The 17,756-nt window shown below is 71.5% G+C and carries 19 protein-coding genes; 13 read left to right on the top strand and 6 right to left on the bottom strand.

Going from position 1 to position 17,756, the window contains the following annotated elements; translation table 11 throughout:
• Positions 1-2 precede the first annotated feature (2 nt).
• On the bottom strand, positions 3-245 hold the full coding sequence (locus RKD23_RS13095) for a mycoredoxin (RefSeq protein WP_404042387.1): 243 nt from the start codon (positions 243-245) through the stop codon (positions 3-5).
• A 181-nt stretch (positions 246-426) separates the two neighbouring features.
• Between RKD23_RS13095 and RKD23_RS13090 the strand changes: the two genes are divergently transcribed.
• The 5 genes from RKD23_RS13090 (at position 427) to RKD23_RS13070 (ending at position 4,328) form a co-directional block, all read left to right on the top strand.
• Positions 427-2,622 carry an ATP-dependent DNA helicase UvrD2 gene (locus tag RKD23_RS13090; protein ID WP_424853839.1) on the top strand — a complete coding sequence of 732 codons (2,196 nt, stop codon included), beginning with the start codon at positions 427-429 and terminating at the stop codon, positions 2,620-2,622.
• A gap of 165 nt (positions 2,623-2,787) precedes the next feature.
• Positions 2,788-3,117 (top strand): hypothetical protein, encoded by a 330-nt coding sequence (locus RKD23_RS13085; protein ID WP_424853838.1) that lies wholly within the window; start codon positions 2,788-2,790, stop codon positions 3,115-3,117.
• Between the two features lie 175 nt (positions 3,118-3,292).
• Positions 3,293-3,661, top strand: a complete 369-nt coding sequence (locus RKD23_RS13080; protein ID WP_030784068.1) for a WhiB family transcriptional regulator — start codon at positions 3,293-3,295, stop codon at positions 3,659-3,661.
• Positions 3,658-3,981, top strand: coding sequence for a hypothetical protein (locus RKD23_RS13075; protein ID WP_404042384.1), 324 nt, complete (start codon positions 3,658-3,660; stop codon positions 3,979-3,981). The genes RKD23_RS13080 and RKD23_RS13075 overlap by 4 nt, the downstream gene beginning before the upstream one ends.
• Before the next feature lie 137 nt (positions 3,982-4,118).
• Positions 4,119-4,328, top strand: coding sequence for a hypothetical protein (locus RKD23_RS13070; RefSeq protein WP_424853837.1), 210 nt, complete (start codon positions 4,119-4,121; stop codon positions 4,326-4,328).
• 19 nt (positions 4,329-4,347) lie between these two features.
• Here the strand turns inward: RKD23_RS13070 and RKD23_RS13065 are convergent, their stop codons facing one another.
• Both RKD23_RS13065 and RKD23_RS13060 read right to left on the bottom strand, forming a co-directional pair.
• Positions 4,348-5,757 carry an ABC1 kinase family protein gene (locus tag RKD23_RS13065; protein ID WP_424853836.1) on the bottom strand — a complete coding sequence of 470 codons (1,410 nt, stop codon included), beginning with the start codon at positions 5,755-5,757 and terminating at the stop codon, positions 4,348-4,350.
• Positions 5,750-6,976: a TOMM precursor leader peptide-binding protein gene (locus RKD23_RS13060; protein WP_424853835.1), complete on the bottom strand. Its 1,227-nt coding sequence runs from the start codon at positions 6,974-6,976 to the stop codon at positions 5,750-5,752. The genes RKD23_RS13065 and RKD23_RS13060 overlap by 8 nt, the downstream gene beginning before the upstream one ends.
• 256 nt (positions 6,977-7,232) lie before the next feature.
• On the opposite strand from RKD23_RS13060, the gene RKD23_RS13055 reads away from it, so the two are divergent.
• The 4 genes from RKD23_RS13055 to RKD23_RS13040 all read left to right on the top strand — a co-directional run bounded on the left by RKD23_RS13055 (position 7,233) and on the right by RKD23_RS13040 (position 11,147).
• A complete protein-coding gene (locus RKD23_RS13055) occupies positions 7,233-7,829 on the top strand; it encodes a M48 family metallopeptidase (RefSeq protein ID WP_424853834.1) in 597 nt (198 codons plus the stop codon).
• Between the two features lie 145 nt (positions 7,830-7,974).
• Positions 7,975-9,681: a TerD family protein gene (locus RKD23_RS13050; RefSeq protein WP_424853833.1), complete on the top strand. Its 1,707-nt coding sequence runs from the start codon at positions 7,975-7,977 to the stop codon at positions 9,679-9,681.
• 13 nt (positions 9,682-9,694) lie between these two features.
• Positions 9,695-10,375, top strand: a complete 681-nt coding sequence (locus RKD23_RS13045; RefSeq protein WP_404042378.1) for an AIM24 family protein — start codon at positions 9,695-9,697, stop codon at positions 10,373-10,375.
• 16 nt (positions 10,376-10,391) lie between these two features.
• A complete protein-coding gene (locus tag RKD23_RS13040; protein WP_404042377.1) occupies positions 10,392-11,147 on the top strand; it encodes an AIM24 family protein in 756 nt (251 codons plus the stop codon).
• 76 nt (positions 11,148-11,223) lie between these two features.
• On the opposite strand, the gene RKD23_RS13035 is transcribed toward RKD23_RS13040, so the two are convergent.
• Positions 11,224-11,745, bottom strand: a complete 522-nt coding sequence (locus RKD23_RS13035; protein ID WP_424853832.1) for an NUDIX hydrolase — start codon at positions 11,743-11,745, stop codon at positions 11,224-11,226.
• On the bottom strand, positions 11,742-13,181 hold the full coding sequence (locus tag RKD23_RS13030) for a zinc-dependent metalloprotease (protein ID WP_424853831.1): 1,440 nt from the start codon (positions 13,179-13,181) through the stop codon (positions 11,742-11,744). The genes RKD23_RS13035 and RKD23_RS13030 overlap by 4 nt, the downstream gene beginning before the upstream one ends.
• 193 nt (positions 13,182-13,374) lie before the next feature.
• On the opposite strand from RKD23_RS13030, the gene RKD23_RS13025 reads away from it, so the two are divergent.
• The 4 genes from RKD23_RS13025 to RKD23_RS13010 all read left to right on the top strand — a co-directional run bounded on the left by RKD23_RS13025 (position 13,375) and on the right by RKD23_RS13010 (position 17,045).
• Positions 13,375-14,487 carry an SDR family oxidoreductase gene (locus RKD23_RS13025; protein ID WP_404042374.1) on the top strand — a complete coding sequence of 371 codons (1,113 nt, stop codon included), beginning with the start codon at positions 13,375-13,377 and terminating at the stop codon, positions 14,485-14,487.
• A gap of 650 nt (positions 14,488-15,137) precedes the next feature.
• Positions 15,138-15,599 (top strand): molybdenum cofactor biosynthesis protein MoaE, encoded by a 462-nt coding sequence (locus RKD23_RS13020; RefSeq protein WP_424853830.1) that lies wholly within the window; start codon positions 15,138-15,140, stop codon positions 15,597-15,599.
• Positions 15,600-15,737: 138 nt separating this feature from the next.
• Entirely contained in the window at positions 15,738-15,902 is a 165-nt protein-coding gene (locus RKD23_RS13015) for a hypothetical protein (RefSeq protein WP_404042372.1), read from the top strand.
• A gap of 48 nt (positions 15,903-15,950) precedes the next feature.
• The gene (locus RKD23_RS13010; protein ID WP_424853829.1) at positions 15,951-17,045 is read left to right on the top strand and encodes a YlbL family protein; all 1,095 of its coding nucleotides are present in this window, start codon (positions 15,951-15,953) and stop codon (positions 17,043-17,045) included.
• 85 nt (positions 17,046-17,130) lie between these two features.
• Here the strand turns inward: RKD23_RS13010 and RKD23_RS13005 are convergent, their stop codons facing one another.
• On the bottom strand, positions 17,131-17,676 hold the full coding sequence (locus RKD23_RS13005) for a PPA1309 family protein (protein WP_424853828.1): 546 nt from the start codon (positions 17,674-17,676) through the stop codon (positions 17,131-17,133).
• Positions 17,677-17,756: the final 80 nt, after the last annotated feature.

Raw genomic sequence — 17,756 nt, 5'->3', positions numbered from 1 at the left:
CGTCAGACGCTGATCTTCTGCTTCACCTGGGCCAGCGACGGGTTGGTGAGCGTCGAACCGTCCGCGAAGAGAACCGTCGGCACGGTCTGGTTCCCGCCGTTCGCCTTCTCCACGAACGCGGCGGACGCCGGGTCCTGCTCGATGTTGATCTCGGTGTACGCGATGCCCTCACGGTCCAGCTGCTTCTTCAGCCGCTGGCAGTAACCGCACCACGTGGTGCTGTACATCGTCACAGTGCCCTGCATGTCTCGCGCGCTCCCTTGGCTCGGGGATCAGGTCGTCCGTTGGAGGAACATACGCGAACGGGTCACCATTCCCGCCGGGGGTATGGCCGTCGACGTGACGCCTGTCGCATCGGTACGACTATCAGTGCGCCCCTGTGGACAACCGGCTCGTCCGCCTCCGGCGACCTGGCAGCATGGCTGTGTGACAGCAGCAACGCACTCCCCTCTCTTCCCGCGGACACCGGACTCGGCCGACGCGGTGCTCGAAGGGCTCGACCCGGAGCAGCGCGAGGTCGCCACCTCCCTGCACGGTCCGGTGTGCGTCCTGGCCGGCGCCGGCACCGGCAAGACCCGGGCGATCACCCACCGGATCGCCTACGGGGTGCGGGCGGGCATCCTCCAGCCCTCCAGCGTGCTCGCCGTCACCTTCACCAACCGGGCCGCCGGCGAGATGCGCGGCCGGCTCCGCCAGCTCGGCGCGACCGGGGTGCAGGCCCGCACCTTCCACTCCGCAGCGCTCCGACAGCTCCAGTACTTCTGGCCGAAAGCGATCGGTGGCTCCATGCCCCGGCTCGTCGATCGCAAGGTCCAGCTCGTCGCCGACGCGGCCGCCGCGTGCCGCATCCGGCTCGACCGGGGGGAGCTGCGGGACGTCACCGCGGAGATCGAGTGGTCCAAGGTCACCCAGACCACACCCGCCGACTATCCGCTCGCAGCCGCGAAGGCCGGCCGCGAGGCCCCCCGCAGCCCCGCGGAGATCGCCCAGCTGTACGCGGCCTACGAGGACGTCAAGCGCGACCGTGCCGTCATCGACTTCGAGGACGTGCTCCTGCTGGCCGTGGCCGTCCTCCAGGACCGCCAGGACATCGCCGACCAGGTGCGCGACCAGTACCAGCACTTCGTCGTCGACGAGTACCAGGACGTGAGCCCCCTGCAGCAGCGGCTGCTGGAACTGTGGCTGGGGGAGCGGGACAGCCTCTGCGTGGTGGGGGACGCCAGCCAGACGATCTACTCGTTCACGGGCGCAACACCGGACCATCTGCTCGACTTCCGCCTGCGCCACCCGGGCGCCACCGTCGTCAAGCTTGTCCGGGACTACCGCTCCACCCCACAGGTCGTGCGGCTGGCCAACGGACTCCTCGCCCAGGCCCGCGGCCGCGCCGCCGACCACCGGCTGGAACTCGTCTCCCAACGCGGCTCCGGACCCGAGCCCGTCTTCACCGAGTACACCGACGAGCCCGCCGAGGCCGAGGGCGCCGCCCGCCGTATCCGCGAGCTGCTGGACGCCGGGGTCCCGGCCAGCGAGATCGCCGTCCTGTTCCGCACGAACGCCCAGTCCGAGATCTACGAGCAGGCTCTCGCCGACGTCGGTGTGCCCTACCAGCTGCGCGGTGCCGAGCGGTTCTTCGACCGGCCCGAGGTGCGCAAGGCGGGCATCGCCCTGCGCGGCGCGGCCCGCTTCGGCGGCAACGACTCCCTGCTGGACGACGCCGTCGACCTGCCCTCCCAGGTCCGGGCGGTGCTGTCGGGCGAGGGCTGGACGCCGCAGCCGCCCGCGGGTTCCGGTGCGGTCCGCGAGCGCTGGGAGTCGCTCGCCGCGCTGGTCAACCTCGCCCAGGACTTCGTCGCGGTCCACCCCCGCGCCACCCTCGCCGACCTGGTCGCCGAACTGGACGAGCGGGCCAACGCCCAGCACGCCCCGACCGTGCAGGGCGTCACCCTCGCCTCCCTGCACTCGGCGAAGGGCCTGGAGTGGGACGTGGTGTTCCTGGTCGGCGTCGCCGAGGGCATGATGCCGATCACCTACGCGCGCACCGACGAGCAGATCGAGGAGGAGCGCCGTCTGCTCTACGTCGGCGTCACCCGCGCCCGCGAGCGCCTGCATGTCTCCTGGGCGCTGTCCCGCTCGCCCGGCGGCCGCCCGAACCGCAGACCCAGCCGCTTCCTCGACGGCCTGCGCCCCGGCACGACCACCGTCGCGGGCCGAACCGGCGCCGCGGCCGCGGGCGGCGTCGAGCGGGGTGTCGTGGGCGCCGTGGAGGCCGCTCCGAGACGCAGACAGCGCACCCCTGCGCGGTGCCGGGTGTGCGGGCGCACCCTCACCGACGCCGGTGAGATGAAGCTGATGCGCTGCGAGGACTGCCCGTCCGACATGGACGAGGGTCTCTACGAGCGGCTGCACGAATGGCGGCAGATCCAGGCGAGCCGCAGCGGCCAGCCGGCGTTCTGCGTCTTCACGGACAAGACGCTGATGGCCATCGCCGAGGCGGCCCCGGCCGACCCCGTCGAACTCGCTCGTATCCCCGGCGTCCTGACGCGTAAGCTCAACCGCTACGGGGCCGACGTCCTGGCCATCTGCGCCGGTCAAGAGGTCGTCGCCGGGGCCGAGGACGACTGATACGAACTCGTCGAAAAAATAGTTTGCGCATGCCCCAGCAATCCCCATAGGTTCTTAGGCGTGGGAACGGCGGCCTTCTCGGAGGCGCCGATTCCGTGTTGTACTTGCATATCCGTCGGACTGGCTCACCCCAGTCCCCCTAGACGCCGAGAGGAGGCGAGTCCAGTGATCAGCATCAACGCCAGCTCCATCAGCACCGCCAAAATGACCGATCGCTCGGTCGTCGCTTCCCTGTGCATGCTCGGCGCCTCGGACCATGGCACCGGTCTGTCCGGCATTCCCGCCGTCCGTCCGGCGTCCTCCCTGTCTCTCGCGGGCCTTCCCGTCCGTGAGCGCAATGAGCGACCGACCAAGGCACTGGAAGCAGCAGTAGTGGCACAGGCGCAGGCCTATGCCTTTACCGCGACCGGTGCCGGATTCCGGACGCAGCAGACGACGCAGCACCACCTGATGTGGGCCTTCCGTGGGCCAGAACCCTGGAGTGATCCAGCCTGATCGTCGATCAGGCCGGCGCCTTCAGGGCCGCGGAACCCCATCCGGGATCCGCGGCCCTTCTGTTTTCCCCGAACGGGGAGAGCGGAACGAAGGAGCCTCGGGACAAGAAAAGAACCCGGTACCAGCCGCCCCCGGCCCAACAGGGCCGGAACGACCAGACGAGGAAGACGAAACCGTGCAACTCGAAGCGCACGCCCCGTCCGTACCGCCTTCCGAAACGATCCCCCCGCCCGGCCTCACGGAGGACTCCGCCTTGACCCCCCTCACCGCGCTCACCGCGCTCGACGACGCGATCGAGAACCTCGGTGTGCCCGTCCCCTGCCGCTCCTACGACCCGGAGGTCTTCTTCGCGGAGTCGCCGGCGGACGTCGAGTACGCCAAGTCCCTGTGCCGCACCTGCCCGCTGATGGAGGCCTGCCTCGCCGGCGCCAAGGAGCGGCGTGAGCCCTGGGGTGTCTGGGGTGGCGAGCTGTTCGTCCAGGGTGTTGTCGTCGCCCGGAAGCGGCCGCGTGGCCGCCCGCGCAAGAACCCGGTCACAGCATGAACACCGCAGGAACGATCGACCGCCCCCTCACGCACGACCCCAAGAAGCAGGCCCCGATGAAGCCGTCCACCAGCGAGCTCACGAGCTCCGTGATCGAAGACGTCACCACCACCGGCGCGAACGACTCGCGTCAGAACAGGACCCGCGAGATGCAACTCATCCCAGAAGCCCTGGCACGTGCGCATATGCACGACCGCCTGCGTGACGCGCAGGAGGAGCGCCGCGCGCTGAGCGTGGCGACCGCGCGTCGCATGCAGCGCCGGGCCGAGCGCGCGTCGCTGCGCGCCCGCCGCGCGCTGGCGATCGCCGTCATGCAGTGACCCTGACCACCTGAAAGCGGTGGCCTCCCGCACCGGGAGGAGAGAGCTTCCCCGCGGGGGCCGGTCCGTCCGAACGGACCGGCCCCCGCGGTGCGTTGTGCCCGGTGATCGACGGGCCACGGGGATATCGTCGGCAGGTGACGAGTCTTCCCGGAGGTGGGGACGACGGCGGCTCCGCCGCGCAACCCCAGACCCTCGTGTGCGCCCGCTGCGGTACCACGGAACAGGCACCGCAGCCGACCTGGACCTGTTCCGTGGAGAACGGCGCACGCCGCTACTTCTGCGACCGGTGCTCGCGGGAGAACCTCCGGGCGATCGAGGGGCGGCTCGACTCGGCCTGGTGGTAGACCGGGCGGGCCGCCGCGCTCAGGCCTCGACGGCGGCCTCCAGGTCGTCGCCGGCCTCCGTGGCGTTCTCGTCCGAGGCATCCTCGGTGCCTTCGGCGTCTGCCACGAACCCCGGAAGCCACTCCTCCAGTTCCTCCCGAAGCCGCACCGTCGCGCCCAACTGGCACAGCACGCCGATGGTGCTCAAGGTCACCCGGTGTATCAGCAGGTACGCCGGGGGCAGGTTGAGCTGCTTGCCCAGCTGGTAGGCGGGGGAGCGGGGGTCGGCGATACGGGCCGCCTGGCTGCGCATCCAGCCGCGGGTGAAGGTGAAGTCCTCCACCTGCGCCGGCTCGATGATCGGCAGGAGGTAGTCCAGAACGGCGTCGGGGTCGAGGTCGATCGACTCCTTCACGAACCCCTCGGTGCACAGCAGCTCGTAGACGGCCTCCGCCTCACCGGCGAGGGTCAGGCGCAGCGAGTGCCCGATCGGGGTGGGCAGCCCGCCCGGCAACCGGTCGACCGTGCCGAAGTCGAGCACGCCCAGCCGCCAGTCGTCCTCACCTTCCGGGCCGCCCGGCAGCAGGCGGAAGTTGCCGGGGTGCGGGTCGGCGTGCAGCAGGCCGGTGCGGGCCGGGCCGGAGAAGAGGAAGCGGGCCAGGAGCTGGCCGGCCCGGTCCCGCTGGGCCTGCGTACCGTCGGAGATCACCTCCGACAGCGGGACGCCGTCGATCCACTCGGTGACCAGCACCTGCTCGCCCTGATGCACGACCGCCGGGACGACCACGTCCGGGTCGTCCGCGAACTCCTCGGCGTGCGCCTGCTGGGCCTGCGCCTCCAGGGCGTAGTCGAGCTCCTCCGTGACCCGGTCGCGCAGCTCGGTGATCAGCGGCTTGATGTCCATGCCCGGGATGAGCGGCCCCAACAGCCGGGCGAACCGGCTCAGTTGGGTCAGGTCGGACAGCAGGGCCTCGCCCGCGCCCGGGTACTGCACCTTGACGGCGACCTCGCGGCCGTCGTGCCACACCGCCCGGTGCACCTGGCCGATCGAGGCGGCCGCGGCCGGCTTGTCCTCGAACTCCAGGAACAGCTCCCGCCAGTCCTCGCCCAGCCGCTGTTCGAGCACCGAGTGCACGGTGCTCGTCGGCATCGGAGGCGCCGCCTCCTGGAGCTTGGTCAGGGCGGCGCGATAGGGGCCGGCGACCTCCTCGGGCAGCGCCGACTCGAAGACGGACAGCGCCTGTCCGAACTTCATCGCGCCGCCCTTGAGCTCGCCGAGCACCTTGAACAGTTGCTCCGCCGTGCGCTGTTGCAGCTCGCGGCCGACGATCTCCGCGGACTCGCCCACGATCCGCTTGCCCAGGCCCCAGGTCGCCCGGCCGGCGAAGCCGAGCGGAAGCGCGGCGAGCTTGGCGGTCCGGGTGACCGCCTTCCGGGGAAGATCAGACATGCGCCCTCCAAGTGCCGGCCGGCCGTGCCGCGCCTGCCGTTCGGCCCGACTCCGCTGACGACCGTTGCACCGCCATTGTCTCGTGCGAACCCCCGGTCTCCGAGATGTGTTCCTCATTACCTTCGCCGGATCGCCGCTCCGCGGCACCGCAGGGGCAGCCCGGATGCCCCTGCACGGGACGGGCATGCCAGTGGAGGGTGGGCAGCGAGACCTCCCAGCGGGCCCCCGCGCTGGAGGGGGTGCGGCCGTCGAGGAAGGTCAGCGCGTGGGCCGCGGCCAGTCCGGCGACGGTCGTGGCGAGGGTCAGATCGCAGGCGCGCACCCGGCGCGGTCGGCCGGAGTGCCACTGTGCGACCAGGCGGGGCCAGGTCGGGTCCCGGTCGGCGCGGGCCTCGTGCAGACAGCCGGCGCAGCCCGTGTCGCCCGGCAGCACCAGCGGGCCGACGACGCCGGTCGCCTCCACCACACCGGCATAGAGATGGGGTGTGCCGGAGGCCATCAGGGAATCCGCGGCGGAGGGCACGGGCGCGTGGACGGCGGCGTCGTCGCGCGGGGCGAGGATCACCAGGGAGAGTCCCCGCTGGGGCTCCTCCAGGCGCGAGCGGGGGCCGCGCCGCGCCGGGCGGTCCGGAGCGGCGCTGCGCACGGCCTGCCGGGCGGCCTCCTCTCTGCGCTCACCGACCGCGTCGGCGGGAAGGCCGCCGGGCCCGACATCCTCCGGCTCGACCCGGCCGACGTCACGCACCTCCACCTCGCCGACGCCGGCGCCGGACAACAGGGACGCCAGCAGCGCGCCCACCCGACCGGCGCCCAGCACCCGCACCCGCAGGGAGCCGCGGGCGGCCAGCAGCTCCATGGCCTCACCGGGTGCGGACGTGGTCAGGGACAGGGAGGCCAGGTCCGGCCGCAGCCGGTCGATGACGGGCTGTTTCTCGCGCAGTGCCTGAGCGGCCGGGCCGCCGCCGCGGGAGTCGTCGAGCAGGCCGGCCCGGGCCAGGCCCTGGACCAGGGCGTCCACCTGGCCGTCCGGCAGATCCATACGCCGCCCCTCCTCGCGCAGCAGCGGCAGACCGCGGGTGCCGTCGAGCAGGTCCAGGAAACTTCCCGTGGCTGTGTCCATCGGACCCAGCGTCATCGCGTGTGTCGGCGTCATGCCGAACTGCACGGTGCTGAGGTCGCGCCAGCCGCGCCGCAGCGCGGGCTTCACCATCGGATGCATGACAGGCCCCCGTAGCCCCGAACGAACAGGTGTGTCGGCGGAGCGGGGGCGTGGGGGTCACCCCGCTCCGCCGACGAGTGCCAGAATGCCGGGGCCGGGCGAGGCGCCGCGAAAGTTGTCCACAGGTGACAGTGAGTAGTCATCTGAGCTGCTTGTCATACAAATCCGGCGGGCGGGTCACGCCTGCGGCACAGGATCCGCACGGAAACGGTCCGGAGCCGGGACTTCCCCCGTATGCAGCGGGTAACGTCGGGGCGTGTCCGCCGACCCACTGAACCGTGCCGGAACACCGCAGCGCCGCACGACCGACCAGCCGCCCAGCGGCTCGCAGGCCGACGCGATCGAGGTCCGCAGGAGCGCCCGCCGACGAAGGACGGTCTCCGCGTACCGCGAGGGCGATCGCACCATCGTGCTCATCCCCGCCCGCATGTCCGAGGCGGAGGAGCGACGCTGGGTGAACGTCATGCTCGACAAACTCGCCGCCCAGGAGAGCCGCAAGCTCCTGGGCGACGCCGAGCTGGCCGAGCGTGCCGAGCGGCTGTCGGCGCAGTACTTCGACGGCCGCGCCCGTCCCGCCTCGGTGCGCTGGGTGACCAACCAGAACACCCGCTGGGGCTCGTGCACCCCCGCCGAGGGCAGCATCCGGCTGTCGCACCGGCTGCAGGGCATGCCCGAGTACGTCGTCGACTACGTCCTGCTCCACGAACTCGCGCATCTGCTCGTGCCCGGTCACGGCCCCCGCTTCTGGCGGCTGCTGGAGGCCTATCCGCGCACCGAGCGCGCCCGCGGCTACCTCGAAGGCGTGGTGGCGGCCGACCGGCTGCCGCACCTGCCCGGCGCGCGGGGGGAGTGAACGAGGGATTCCGCCCGCTCCCGTGCCCCGTGGTACGGCTGAGCTGTGGTTGTGTACCGGGTCTGTACCGACATCGTCCGCTGTCGGAGTTTGCCGTTAGCCTGGCGCGACGCACTCACTTCGGGATGGGGGACGGTCGTAACGCATGGCCAGGGAATTCCAACGCGGCCACAAGGCCAGGATCAGTGACCTCACCGCGGGCACGGATCTGTACGTAGGCGTGCAGATCTCCGGCCCCGGGCTGACCTTCGACATCAGCTGCTTCGGGCTCGACGCCGACGAACGGCTCTCGGACGACCGGTACTTCGTCTTCTTCAACCAGCCGAAGTCCCCCGAGGAGTCCATCCAGCTCCTGGGCGCCCAGGCGGGTGACACGGAGTCCTTCCGGATCACGCTCGACCGGATCCCGGCGCAGATCCAGAAGCTGTCCTTCACGGCGACGATCGACGGCGCCGGACAGATGTCGCAGATCGCTCCCGGCTACATCCGTATCGTCGCGGGCGGCGAGGAAGTGGCCCGCTACGCCTTCAACGGCTCGGAGTTCTCCACCGAGCGGGCCGTGATGCTGGGCGACTTCTACCTGAAGGACGTGTGGCGGTTCGCCGCCGTCGGACAGGGCTTCGACGGCGGACTCGAGGCGCTGCTGAAGAACTTCGGCGGCGAGGTCGCCGAGGAGGAGGCGCCCGCACCGCAGGCGCCGCAGGCCGGGGCCACGCCCGGTTTCGCACCTCCCGCCCAGGCCGCCGCGGCCCCCGCCTTCAACGCCCCGGCACCCGCCCCGGCACCCGCCCCGGCGCCCGCCCCCGCTCCCGCGCCCGCCGCGCAGGGATTCGCGCCGCCGCCCGGAGCCACGCCGCCCCCGGCACCCGCTCCCGCCCCCCAGGTGCACACCGCGCCGACCATCGTCGCGCCCCTGCACACCCCGCCCGGCGGCACCGTCCCGCCTCCGCCGCAGGCGCCGTACGGCCAGCCGCCCCAGCCGCAGCAGCCGTACGGGCAGCCGCCGCAGCAGGCGTACGGCCAGACCGCCCCGCCGCCCCCCGGCTACGCCCAGCCGCAGGCCCCGCAGTCACCCGCCCCGCCGCCCGGCTACGGGCAGCCGACCCCGCCTCCGGGCTACGGCCAGCAGCCCGCCTTCGGGCAGGTCCCCGGTCAGCAGGCCGCCCCCTACGGCGCCGCGCAGGGTGGCACCCCGGGCGTGGCGGGCGCGCTCCAGCAGTTCCGGGAGACGCCCACCGGGCAGCGCTGGACGCAGCAGAACAAGAAGCTGGTCCGCGTCGACCTCGGCATCGGCGGCCAGCCGGTCCTCGCCCGCCAGGGCAGCATGGTGCTCTACCAGGGCAAGGTCGACTTCAGCTACAAGGGCGCGGGCTTCGCCGGCCGGATCACCGGCAACGCCACCGGCCAGGAGATGCAGCTGATGCGCTGCACCGGCCAGGGCCAGGTGTTCCTCGCCGAGAACTCCACGATGCTGCACCCGATCGAGCTCCAGGGCGACGGCATCTGCGTCTCCGCCGAGAACGTCCTCGCCTTCGACGAGAGCCTGCAGTACGAGGTCCGCCGCATCGAGGGGCACGGCATCCCCGGCGGCGCGCTGTTCACGATGCAGTTCACCGGCACCGGCACGATCGTCGTCAAGACGCACGGCACGCCCGTCGTGCTGCCGGTGACGCCCACGACCTTCGCCGACTGCAACGCGGTCGTCGCCTGGTCGTCGGCGGCCCAGGTGGTCGTCTCCAGCCAGGTCCGCATGCGCCGCAACGCCTACCCCGGCGACACCGGCGAGAGCGTGAACCTGCAGTTCCGGGCAGCGCCCGGCAACTTCATCGTCGTCCAGCCGTACGAGGTCTGAGGGAGAGCCCGACATGAACCAGCCGCTCGCGGGCTTCGCTCCCGCACCCGTCACCGCCCGCATGGAGAACCACGGCAACCACATGCTGAAGGTGGCCATGCAGACCGGAAACGACCTCCTCGCGCGCGTGGGGTCGATGGTCGCCTACGAAGGGTTCGTCCAGTACGAGCCCAACCCGCCGGCCGTCCGCCAGATCGCCAAGGACTGGATGACCGGCGAGGGCGCGCCCCTGATGAAGTGCTCCGGCGACGGCCTGCTCTACCTGGCCGACTACGGCGCCAACGTCGTCGTGATCAACCTCAACGGCGACGGCATCTCCGTCAACGCCACCAACCTGCTCGCCTTCGACGCGCACCTGAGCTGGGGCGTGGAGCGGGTCAAGGGGCTGGCGAAGTTCGCCGGCCAGGGCCTGTGGAACACCAAGATCTCCGGTCAGGGGTGGGTCGCCCTCACCTCCCGGGGCAAGCCGATCGTCGTCGACTGCGGCGGCGGCGAGGACGAGACTTACGTCGACCCGGACGCGCTCGTGGCCTGGTCGCCGAACCTGAAGGTGAAGGGCAAGCGCAGCTTCAAGGCGCAGTCGCTGATCGGCCGGGGCAGCGGCGAGGCCTACCAGATGGCCTTCTCCGGCCAGGGCATCGTCGTCGTCCAGCCCAGCGAGGACAGCACCGACCGTCTCCGGGTCCGGGGCTGAGGGGGAGCACCACACCATGCAGAGTCCGCTTTTCGCCTACAACGACCAGCAGACCCAGGAACGCTGGGCGCTGCAGAACAAGCAGATGCTCCGCGTCACCATGGAGGGTCACGACGACATCCTCGCCCGCAAGGGCACGATGGTCGCCTACCAGGGCCTCGTCGAGTTCGACGCCGAGTACCAGAGCAACAGCTCCTCACGCGCGCGTGCGCACACCGGTGAGGGCCTGGACCTGATGCGCTGTCACGGGCAGGGCACCGTCTACCTGGCCAACCTCAAGCAGCACGTCCACCTCATGGACGTCGAACAGGACGGGCTCACCGTCGACAGCAGCTACGTGCTGGCGATGGACTCCTCCCTGCACCACGAGGTCATCGCCGTCGACAGCCTCTACGGCATCTCCGGCTCCGGGAAGTACCAGCTCAACATCACCGGCCGCGGCAAGGTCGCCCTGATGACCTCCGGCATGCCGCTGCTGATGCAGGTCACCCCGGACAAGTACGTCAACTGCGACGCCGACGCCATCGTCGCCTGGTCCACCTCGCTGCGTGTGCAGATGCAGGCCCAGACGCACTCCTCCGGCGTGTGGCGCCGGCGTGGCAACACCGGCGAGGGCTGGGAGCTCAGCTTCATGGGCAGCGGCTACGCCCTGGTCCAGCCCAGCGAGCTGTTGCCGCCGCAGAACGCCCAGATCGGCTCGGGCCTCGCCGCGCAGTACGGCATGGGCCAGCAGGGGGTCCGCAACCAGAACCAGGGCAACGTCTGGAGCTGACCGTCCGGAAAGCAGACGTAAGGGGTGGCCACCCTGGTGGCCACCCCTTACCTGTTCAGAGCCTCGCTCTATCTGTTCACGGCCTTGCTCTGGTCGCTTCGAGCAGTCGTACGACCGACTCGTCCGCCACGTCCGCCACCTCGTCGTAGGCGAACCAGCGCAGGTCCAGGGACTCGTCGCTGATGGCCTCGGCGGCTCCGGCCGGTGCCAGGGCCGCGTACTGGACGTCCAGGTGCCAGTTGCAGGGCGCCGGGATGGGATGGCGGTCCAGGCGCACCGGACCGCCCGGCAGCAGGGTCAGGCCCGTGATGCCCGACTCCTCGGTGGCCTCGCGCAGGGCGGCGGCCTCCAGGGAGGTGTCCTGCGGCTCGCAGTGGCCGCCCATCTGCAGCCACATCCGCAGCTTCCTGTGCAGGGTGAGCAGCACCCGCCCGCGCGAGGGGTCGATCACCAGGGCGCTGGCGGTGAGGTGGCCCGCATGGCAGGCCTTCCACATGCCGTCCGGGTGGGCCGCGAGATGGTCCAGGTAGGCCTGGCGCAGGTCGGGCTGGTCCTCGTAGCCCTTGAGCACGAGGACCGCGTCGTCGTACAGGCTCACTCGGTGTCGTCGCCCTTGCTGTCGTCGTCCTTCTTGTGCAGGTCGGGCTTCTTCGTGGAGCCGTCCGCCGCCTCGCCGAGCATCTTGTCCAGCTCGGAGAAGTCCAGGTGCTCGCGGTGCACGAAGCCGTCCGGGTCGTCGAGGTCCGTCGCGGTGGGCAGCATGTCCGGGTGGGCCCACAGCGCGTCGCGGCCGTCCACCCCGCGCGCGTCCGTCAGGGACGCCCACAGGCGGGAGGCGTCGCGCAGCCTGCGCGGGCGCAGTTCCAGGCCGATCAGCGTGGCGAAGGTCTGCTCCGCCGGGCCGCCGGTGGCGCGGCGTCGGCGCAGGGTCTCCCGCAGCGCGTCCGCGGACGCCAGGCGCGGCTTGGCGGCCGCGTGGACCACCGCGTCCACCCAGCCCTCCACGAGCGCCAGAGCGGTCTCCAGACGGGCCAGGGCGGCCTTCTGCTCCGGGGTGTCCTCCGGCTGGAACATGCCCTGCTGGAGCGCCTGCTGCAGCTCCTCGGGGTTCTGCGGGTCGAACTGCCCGACCACGTCCTCCAGCTTGGCGGTGTCGACCTTGATCCCGCGCGCGTAGCCCTCGACGGCGCCGAACAGGTGCGAGCGCAGCCACGGCACATGCGCGAACAGACGCTGGTGGGCCGCCTCGCGCAGGGCGAGGTACAGCCGCACCTCGTCCTTGGCGATGCCCAGGTCCTTGCCGAACGCCTCGATGTTCACCGGCAGCAGCGCGGCCTTGCCGGCCGGGCCTAGCGGCAGGCCGACGTCGGTGGAGCCGACGACCTCGCCCGCCAGCACCCCCACGGCCTGCCCGATCTGCGTGCCGAACATCGCGCCGCCCATGGAGCGCATCATGCCGATCAGCGGGCCGGCCATGGCCTGCATCTCCTCCGGCAGGATGTCGCCCATGGCGCCGCCGACCCGCTCGGCGACCGGGTCGACCAGCTCCTTCCAGGCGGGCAGGGTGGCCTCGACCCATTCGGCACGGCTCCACGCCACGGCGGTGCCCGCGCCGGACGGCAGCGAGGTGGCGTCGTCCAGCCACAGGTCGGCGAGGCGGACGGCCTCCTCGACCGCGGTCCGCTCGGCGGGGCCGACGCTGGCGTCCTTCACGCCGTCCGCGGTGCCCTGGGAGACCGTCTGGCGCGCGATCTGCTTGGCCATGTCCCAGTTCACCGGGCCGCCCTCGTAGGAGAGCATCTGGCCCAGCTGCTGGAACGCGGCGCCCAGGTCGGTGGGGTTCAGCGAGCCGAACATGGCAGCGAGCGGATTGTCCGCTCCGGGGCCGCCAAAGCCTCCGGCGCCGGGCAGCCCGAAGCCGAACGGGTTGGCCGGTCCCTGCTCACCACCGCTCTGCTGGTCCTTCTTCTTGCCCTCGTCGCCGTTCTCCGGCTCCTCCGGCGGAAGGCCGAATCCGAATGGGGTGTCACTCACGGGATTCCTCGGCTGGTAAGGCCGCCGGTTCTTTCCCGACGGCACGACTGCCCGACAACACCACCCAGCGTAGACACCGTGGGCGGTTGGGGCCTCGGTGCTTCGCCGACAGAAGGCCTGCGGCAGGATGGATGCCACCTGGTACGTACGCGTCACTCGCGCTCGTATTGAAGACAACCGCTGGAGACGCCCGGTGAGTTCCCCAGACCCGCAGGTTCGCGCAGCGCGAAACCCGTCAACCTCTCCCGCCGCGCGCGGGCCCGTCGTCGCGGTCACCGGTGCCGCGTCCGGCGTGGGCGCCCTGCTCACCGAGCGGCTCGCCGCGTCGGAGGAGATCAAGCAGGTCATCGCCATCGACGAGCGGCGTGGCCCGTGCGCGGACGCGCAGTGGCACATCCTCGACGTGCGCGACCCGGCGATCGCCGACAAGCTGCGGGGCGCCGATGTGGTCGTGCATCTCGCACTCGACCTGGATCTGGAGACGGATCCCGCCGCCCGGACGGCGTACAACGTGCGGGGGACGCAGACCGTGCTGACCGCGGCCGCCGCGGCCGGGGTGCACCGCGTGGTGCTGTGCACGTCCTCCATGGTCTACGGCGCCCTGCCGGACAACGAGCTGCCGCTGTCCGAGGACGCCGAGCTGCGCGCCACGGCCGAGGCGACCGGCGTCGGGGACCTGCTGGAGATCGAGCGGCTCGCGCGGCGCGCCCCGCGCGCGCATCCCGGGCTGAACGTCACCGTCGTACGGCCCGCCGTGCTGGTCGGTGGCACCGACACCGCGCTGACCAGGTACTTCGAGTCGCCGCGGCTGCTTGTCGTCGCCGGGTCGCGGCCCGCGTGGCAGTTCTGCCACGTCGAGGATCTGTGCAGTGCTCTGGAGTACGCCGTCCTGGAGAAGGTCGACGGGGAGCTGGCCGTCGGGTGCGACGGGTGGCTGGAGCAGGAGGAGGTCGAGGAGCTCAGCGGGATCCGCCGGATGGAGCTGCCCTCCGCGGTCGCGCTCGGCGCCGCGGCCCGGCTGCACCGGATCGGACTCACGCCCTCGCCCGCGGGTGACCTCGCCTACACGATGTACCCCTGGGTGGTGAGCGGCAGCCGGCTGCACGACGCCGGGTGGCGGCCGCAGTGGACCAACGAGGAGGTGCTCGCGGAGCTGCTGGAGGAGGTCTCCGGGCGGCACACCGTTGCCGGGCGGCGGCTGGGGCGGAAGGACGCGACGGCTGCGGGGGCCGCCGGGGCGACGGTGGCTCTGCTGGGTGCGGCGGCTGTCGTACGGCGCGCCCGGAAGGCGCGGCGGCGCATCTGAGGCTGGGCCTCGCTGGGGTTGCTTGTCAGGTGCGGCGGCGCTTGTGAGCCGGGCCTCGCTTGGGTCGCCTGTCAGGTGCGGCGGCGTTGTCGCTGAGCTCGGGGCGTTGGCGCGGCTCGGCGCTACGAGGTGCCGCTGCGCCCACCCGTGCCGCCCCAGCGGCACGACTGCCCGCAGCGACGCGGCGTGGTGGCCGGTGCGCCTGCCCGTGGCGCCCGTAGCGGTGTGGCATGACGGCGGTGCGCCCGCTGATGGTGGCCCTGCGGTGCGGCGTGATGGCTGGCGCGCCTGCCGGTGGTGCCCGTAGCGGTGTGGCAGGACGGCGGTGCGCCCGCTGGTGGTGCCCCTGTGGTGCGGCGTGATGGCTGGGGCCTCCGCCGGGGGGCCCTTGCGGTGCGGCACGGCGGCCGTGCGCCCGCCCGTGGCGCCCCAGTCGGCGCGGCATGACGGCCGGCGCGCTCACCGTGGCGCCCCAGTCGGTGCGCCATGACGGCCGGCACGCCCGCCCATGCCGCCCCAGCGGCCCGGCACGGCGGCCGACTTCAGCGGCGCCACCCCCGCCCCCTCCGTACGTATCTCCAAAGCCGTACACGCGCGTGCGGGCGATGACGGTATTCCCCCTGCTCCCGCGTGTGCGGCACGATGGATGTATGGCACTCACGAACGATCACCCCGGCGAGCGGGCCGCGCAGGATCCGATCAAGCTGATCGGGATCAGGGAGACGGCGCTCTCCTTGGACGAGGTTTTCGCGGCTGTGGGGGACGATGCCGCCGGCGGGACGGCTCTCTTCGTGGGGACCGTGCGGAACCACGACGGGGGCGCCGATGTCGACGAGCTCGGCTACTCCTGCCACCCCTCCGCGGAGGCGGAGATGCGGCGGATCGCCGAGAAGGTCGTGGCGGAGTACCCGGTGCGGGCGCTGGCGGCCGTGCACCGGGTGGGGGATCTGCAGGTCGGCGACCTCGCGGTCGTGGTCGGTGTGTCGTGCCCGCACCGCGGCGAGGCCTTCGAGGCGTGCCGGAAGCTGATCGACGACCTCAAGCACGAGGTGCCGATCTGGAAGCACCAGAAGTTCTCGGACGGCACCGAGGAATGGGTCGGCGCCTGCTGAGGTCCGGCACACCTGTCACACCCGCAGTCACCCACCCCTCCGGTTGCGTAACCGCACCCCTGCCGTGAGCGTTGTCAGTGCGGATGTTTAATCTGCTGATCAGTCAGTTGCGGACGCTCATGGGGTTGGGAGGTCGGCATGGCGGCGCTCGCCTGGTTGCTGATTCCGCTGGTGGCTGCGATCGGCGCCGGTCTGTGGGGCAGTTGGGCCAACCGGACACGCAGGACACGGGGCGACGGTCCGGAGCTCGACGGGTATGCCCGGTTTCGCGCGGCCATGGAGAAGTCCCGCACCAGCGGCTGATCGCGGCCCTGACGGTGTTCCGACAGGCTCGTCACGTACTGTCGTGGCATGCCACGCCGCACCACGACGATGCTCGCGTCGACCCTGATGCTGATCGTGCTCCTGTGCGCGGGAGTGCTCATCAAAGTGCCGTACTCGGAGATGTCCCCGGGTCCGACGGTGAACACCCTGGGCGAGCACGACGGCGAGCCGGTGCTGCAGATCTCCGGCCGCAAGACCTACCCGACGACCGGCAACCTGAACATGACCACCGTCCGGGTCACCAGCGCCGACTACCGGATGAACCTCGTCGAGGCGGTCTACGGCTGGCTCGCGCACGACAACAAGATCGTGCCGCACGACACGCTGTACCCGGACGGCAAGACCGAGGAGGAGTCCACGCAGGAGAACGCGGAGGAGTTCAGCCAGTCCCAGGAGAGCGCCAAGGTCGCCGCCCTGAAGGAGCTGGACATCCCCGTGAAGTCCTGGGTGGTCGTCTCGACGGTCGTGAAGGACTCGCCCGCCGAGGGCTCGCTGCACGCCGGTGATGTGATCAAGGCGGTCGACGGCACGGCCGTGAAGCAGCCCGGGGACGTCGCCGAGCTGGTGACGAAGCACAAGCCGGGCGAGGACGTCGTCTTCACCGTCGTGCCCGCCAAGGAGCAGGCCGCCGCGGAGAAGGAGCACCGCACCGCGACCGGCGCCGAGGACGTCACGATCACCACGGCGGCCTCCGACGACGAGGGCGAGAAGCGCGCGATCGTCGGCATCACGGCGGGCACCGACCACACCTTCCCCTTCACCATCGACATCAAGCTCGCCGACGTCGGCGGCCCCAGCGCCGGACTGATGTTCTCGCTCGGCATCTACGACAAGCTCACCCCGGGCAGCCTGACGGGCGGCCAGTTCGTGGCCGGTACCGGCACCATCGACGACGACGGCAAGGTCGGCCCGATCGGCGGCATCGAGATGAAGACGGTCGGCGCCCGCGACAAGGGCGCGAAGTACTTCCTGACGCCCGCCGACAACTGCGCGGCCGCCGCCAAGGACACCCCGTCCGGGCTGCGACTGGTCAAGGTCGACACCATCGGCGACGCGCTCGACGCCCTTCAGGACATCCGCGAGGGCGACACCGCGGACCTGCCGAAGTGCACCACCGGCTGAGCCGCACGCTAGGGAAAAGGCCGGGGGCGCCCCTCAAGCAGGGGCGCCCCCGTCGCCTTACGAGCCGTACGAACGCCGTGAGGCCTCAGTCCTCGAACGTCGCCGCCAGCGCCTCCGCCAGACCCGGAACCAGGTCCGGGCCGGTGAGCACCTCGGTCGGCGAGTCCTTCTCGCGCAGCCGCAGCGCCGACTCACGGGCGCCGTCGCGCAGCACCGCGACCGTCATGCGGACCTCCTGGCGCTCGGGATGCCGCGCCACCCACTTGGCCAGCTGGGCCTCGCCCAGACCGTCCGGAACCTGAGCCTCCGCGGACGGCGGCAGCATCAGCCGCTCCACGGTGATGGCGCAGCCGACCACCGCGTCAGGCCAGGCGATGGTGCCGAGGAACTCGTCGAGCGCCTTGTCCGTTGGAATCTCGTCCTGCTCGATCGGGGTGAGACCGGTGGGGGTCTCCGGCTCGTCCCCGAGGCCGAGCTGCGCCGCGAGCGCGGGCTCCTGGGTCCGCAGGCGAGCGGTGTCTACGAGGGCGAAAAGGCGGGCGGGCTGGTCCCAGCCGAGGCCGGAGGCGTACTCGTCGATCTCGAGTACGGCCCGGGTGAGCGGGCTCGCCGCCATGGGAGTGTTGGACATGGTCACAATCCTGCCTGGTTCCTGACCCGAATCGGGAACCGAGTAAAGCGTGAGTAAGTTGCATAGGTGTGGGCCTACGA

Origin of the sequence: Streptomyces sp. SAI-170 (genome assembly GCF_049739565.1) — a bacterium.
Lineage (GTDB): Bacteria > Actinomycetota > Actinomycetes > Streptomycetales > Streptomycetaceae > Streptomyces.
The sequence above is the reverse complement of the archived record's forward strand: the minus strand, read 5'-3'. Positions and strand labels throughout refer to the sequence as shown.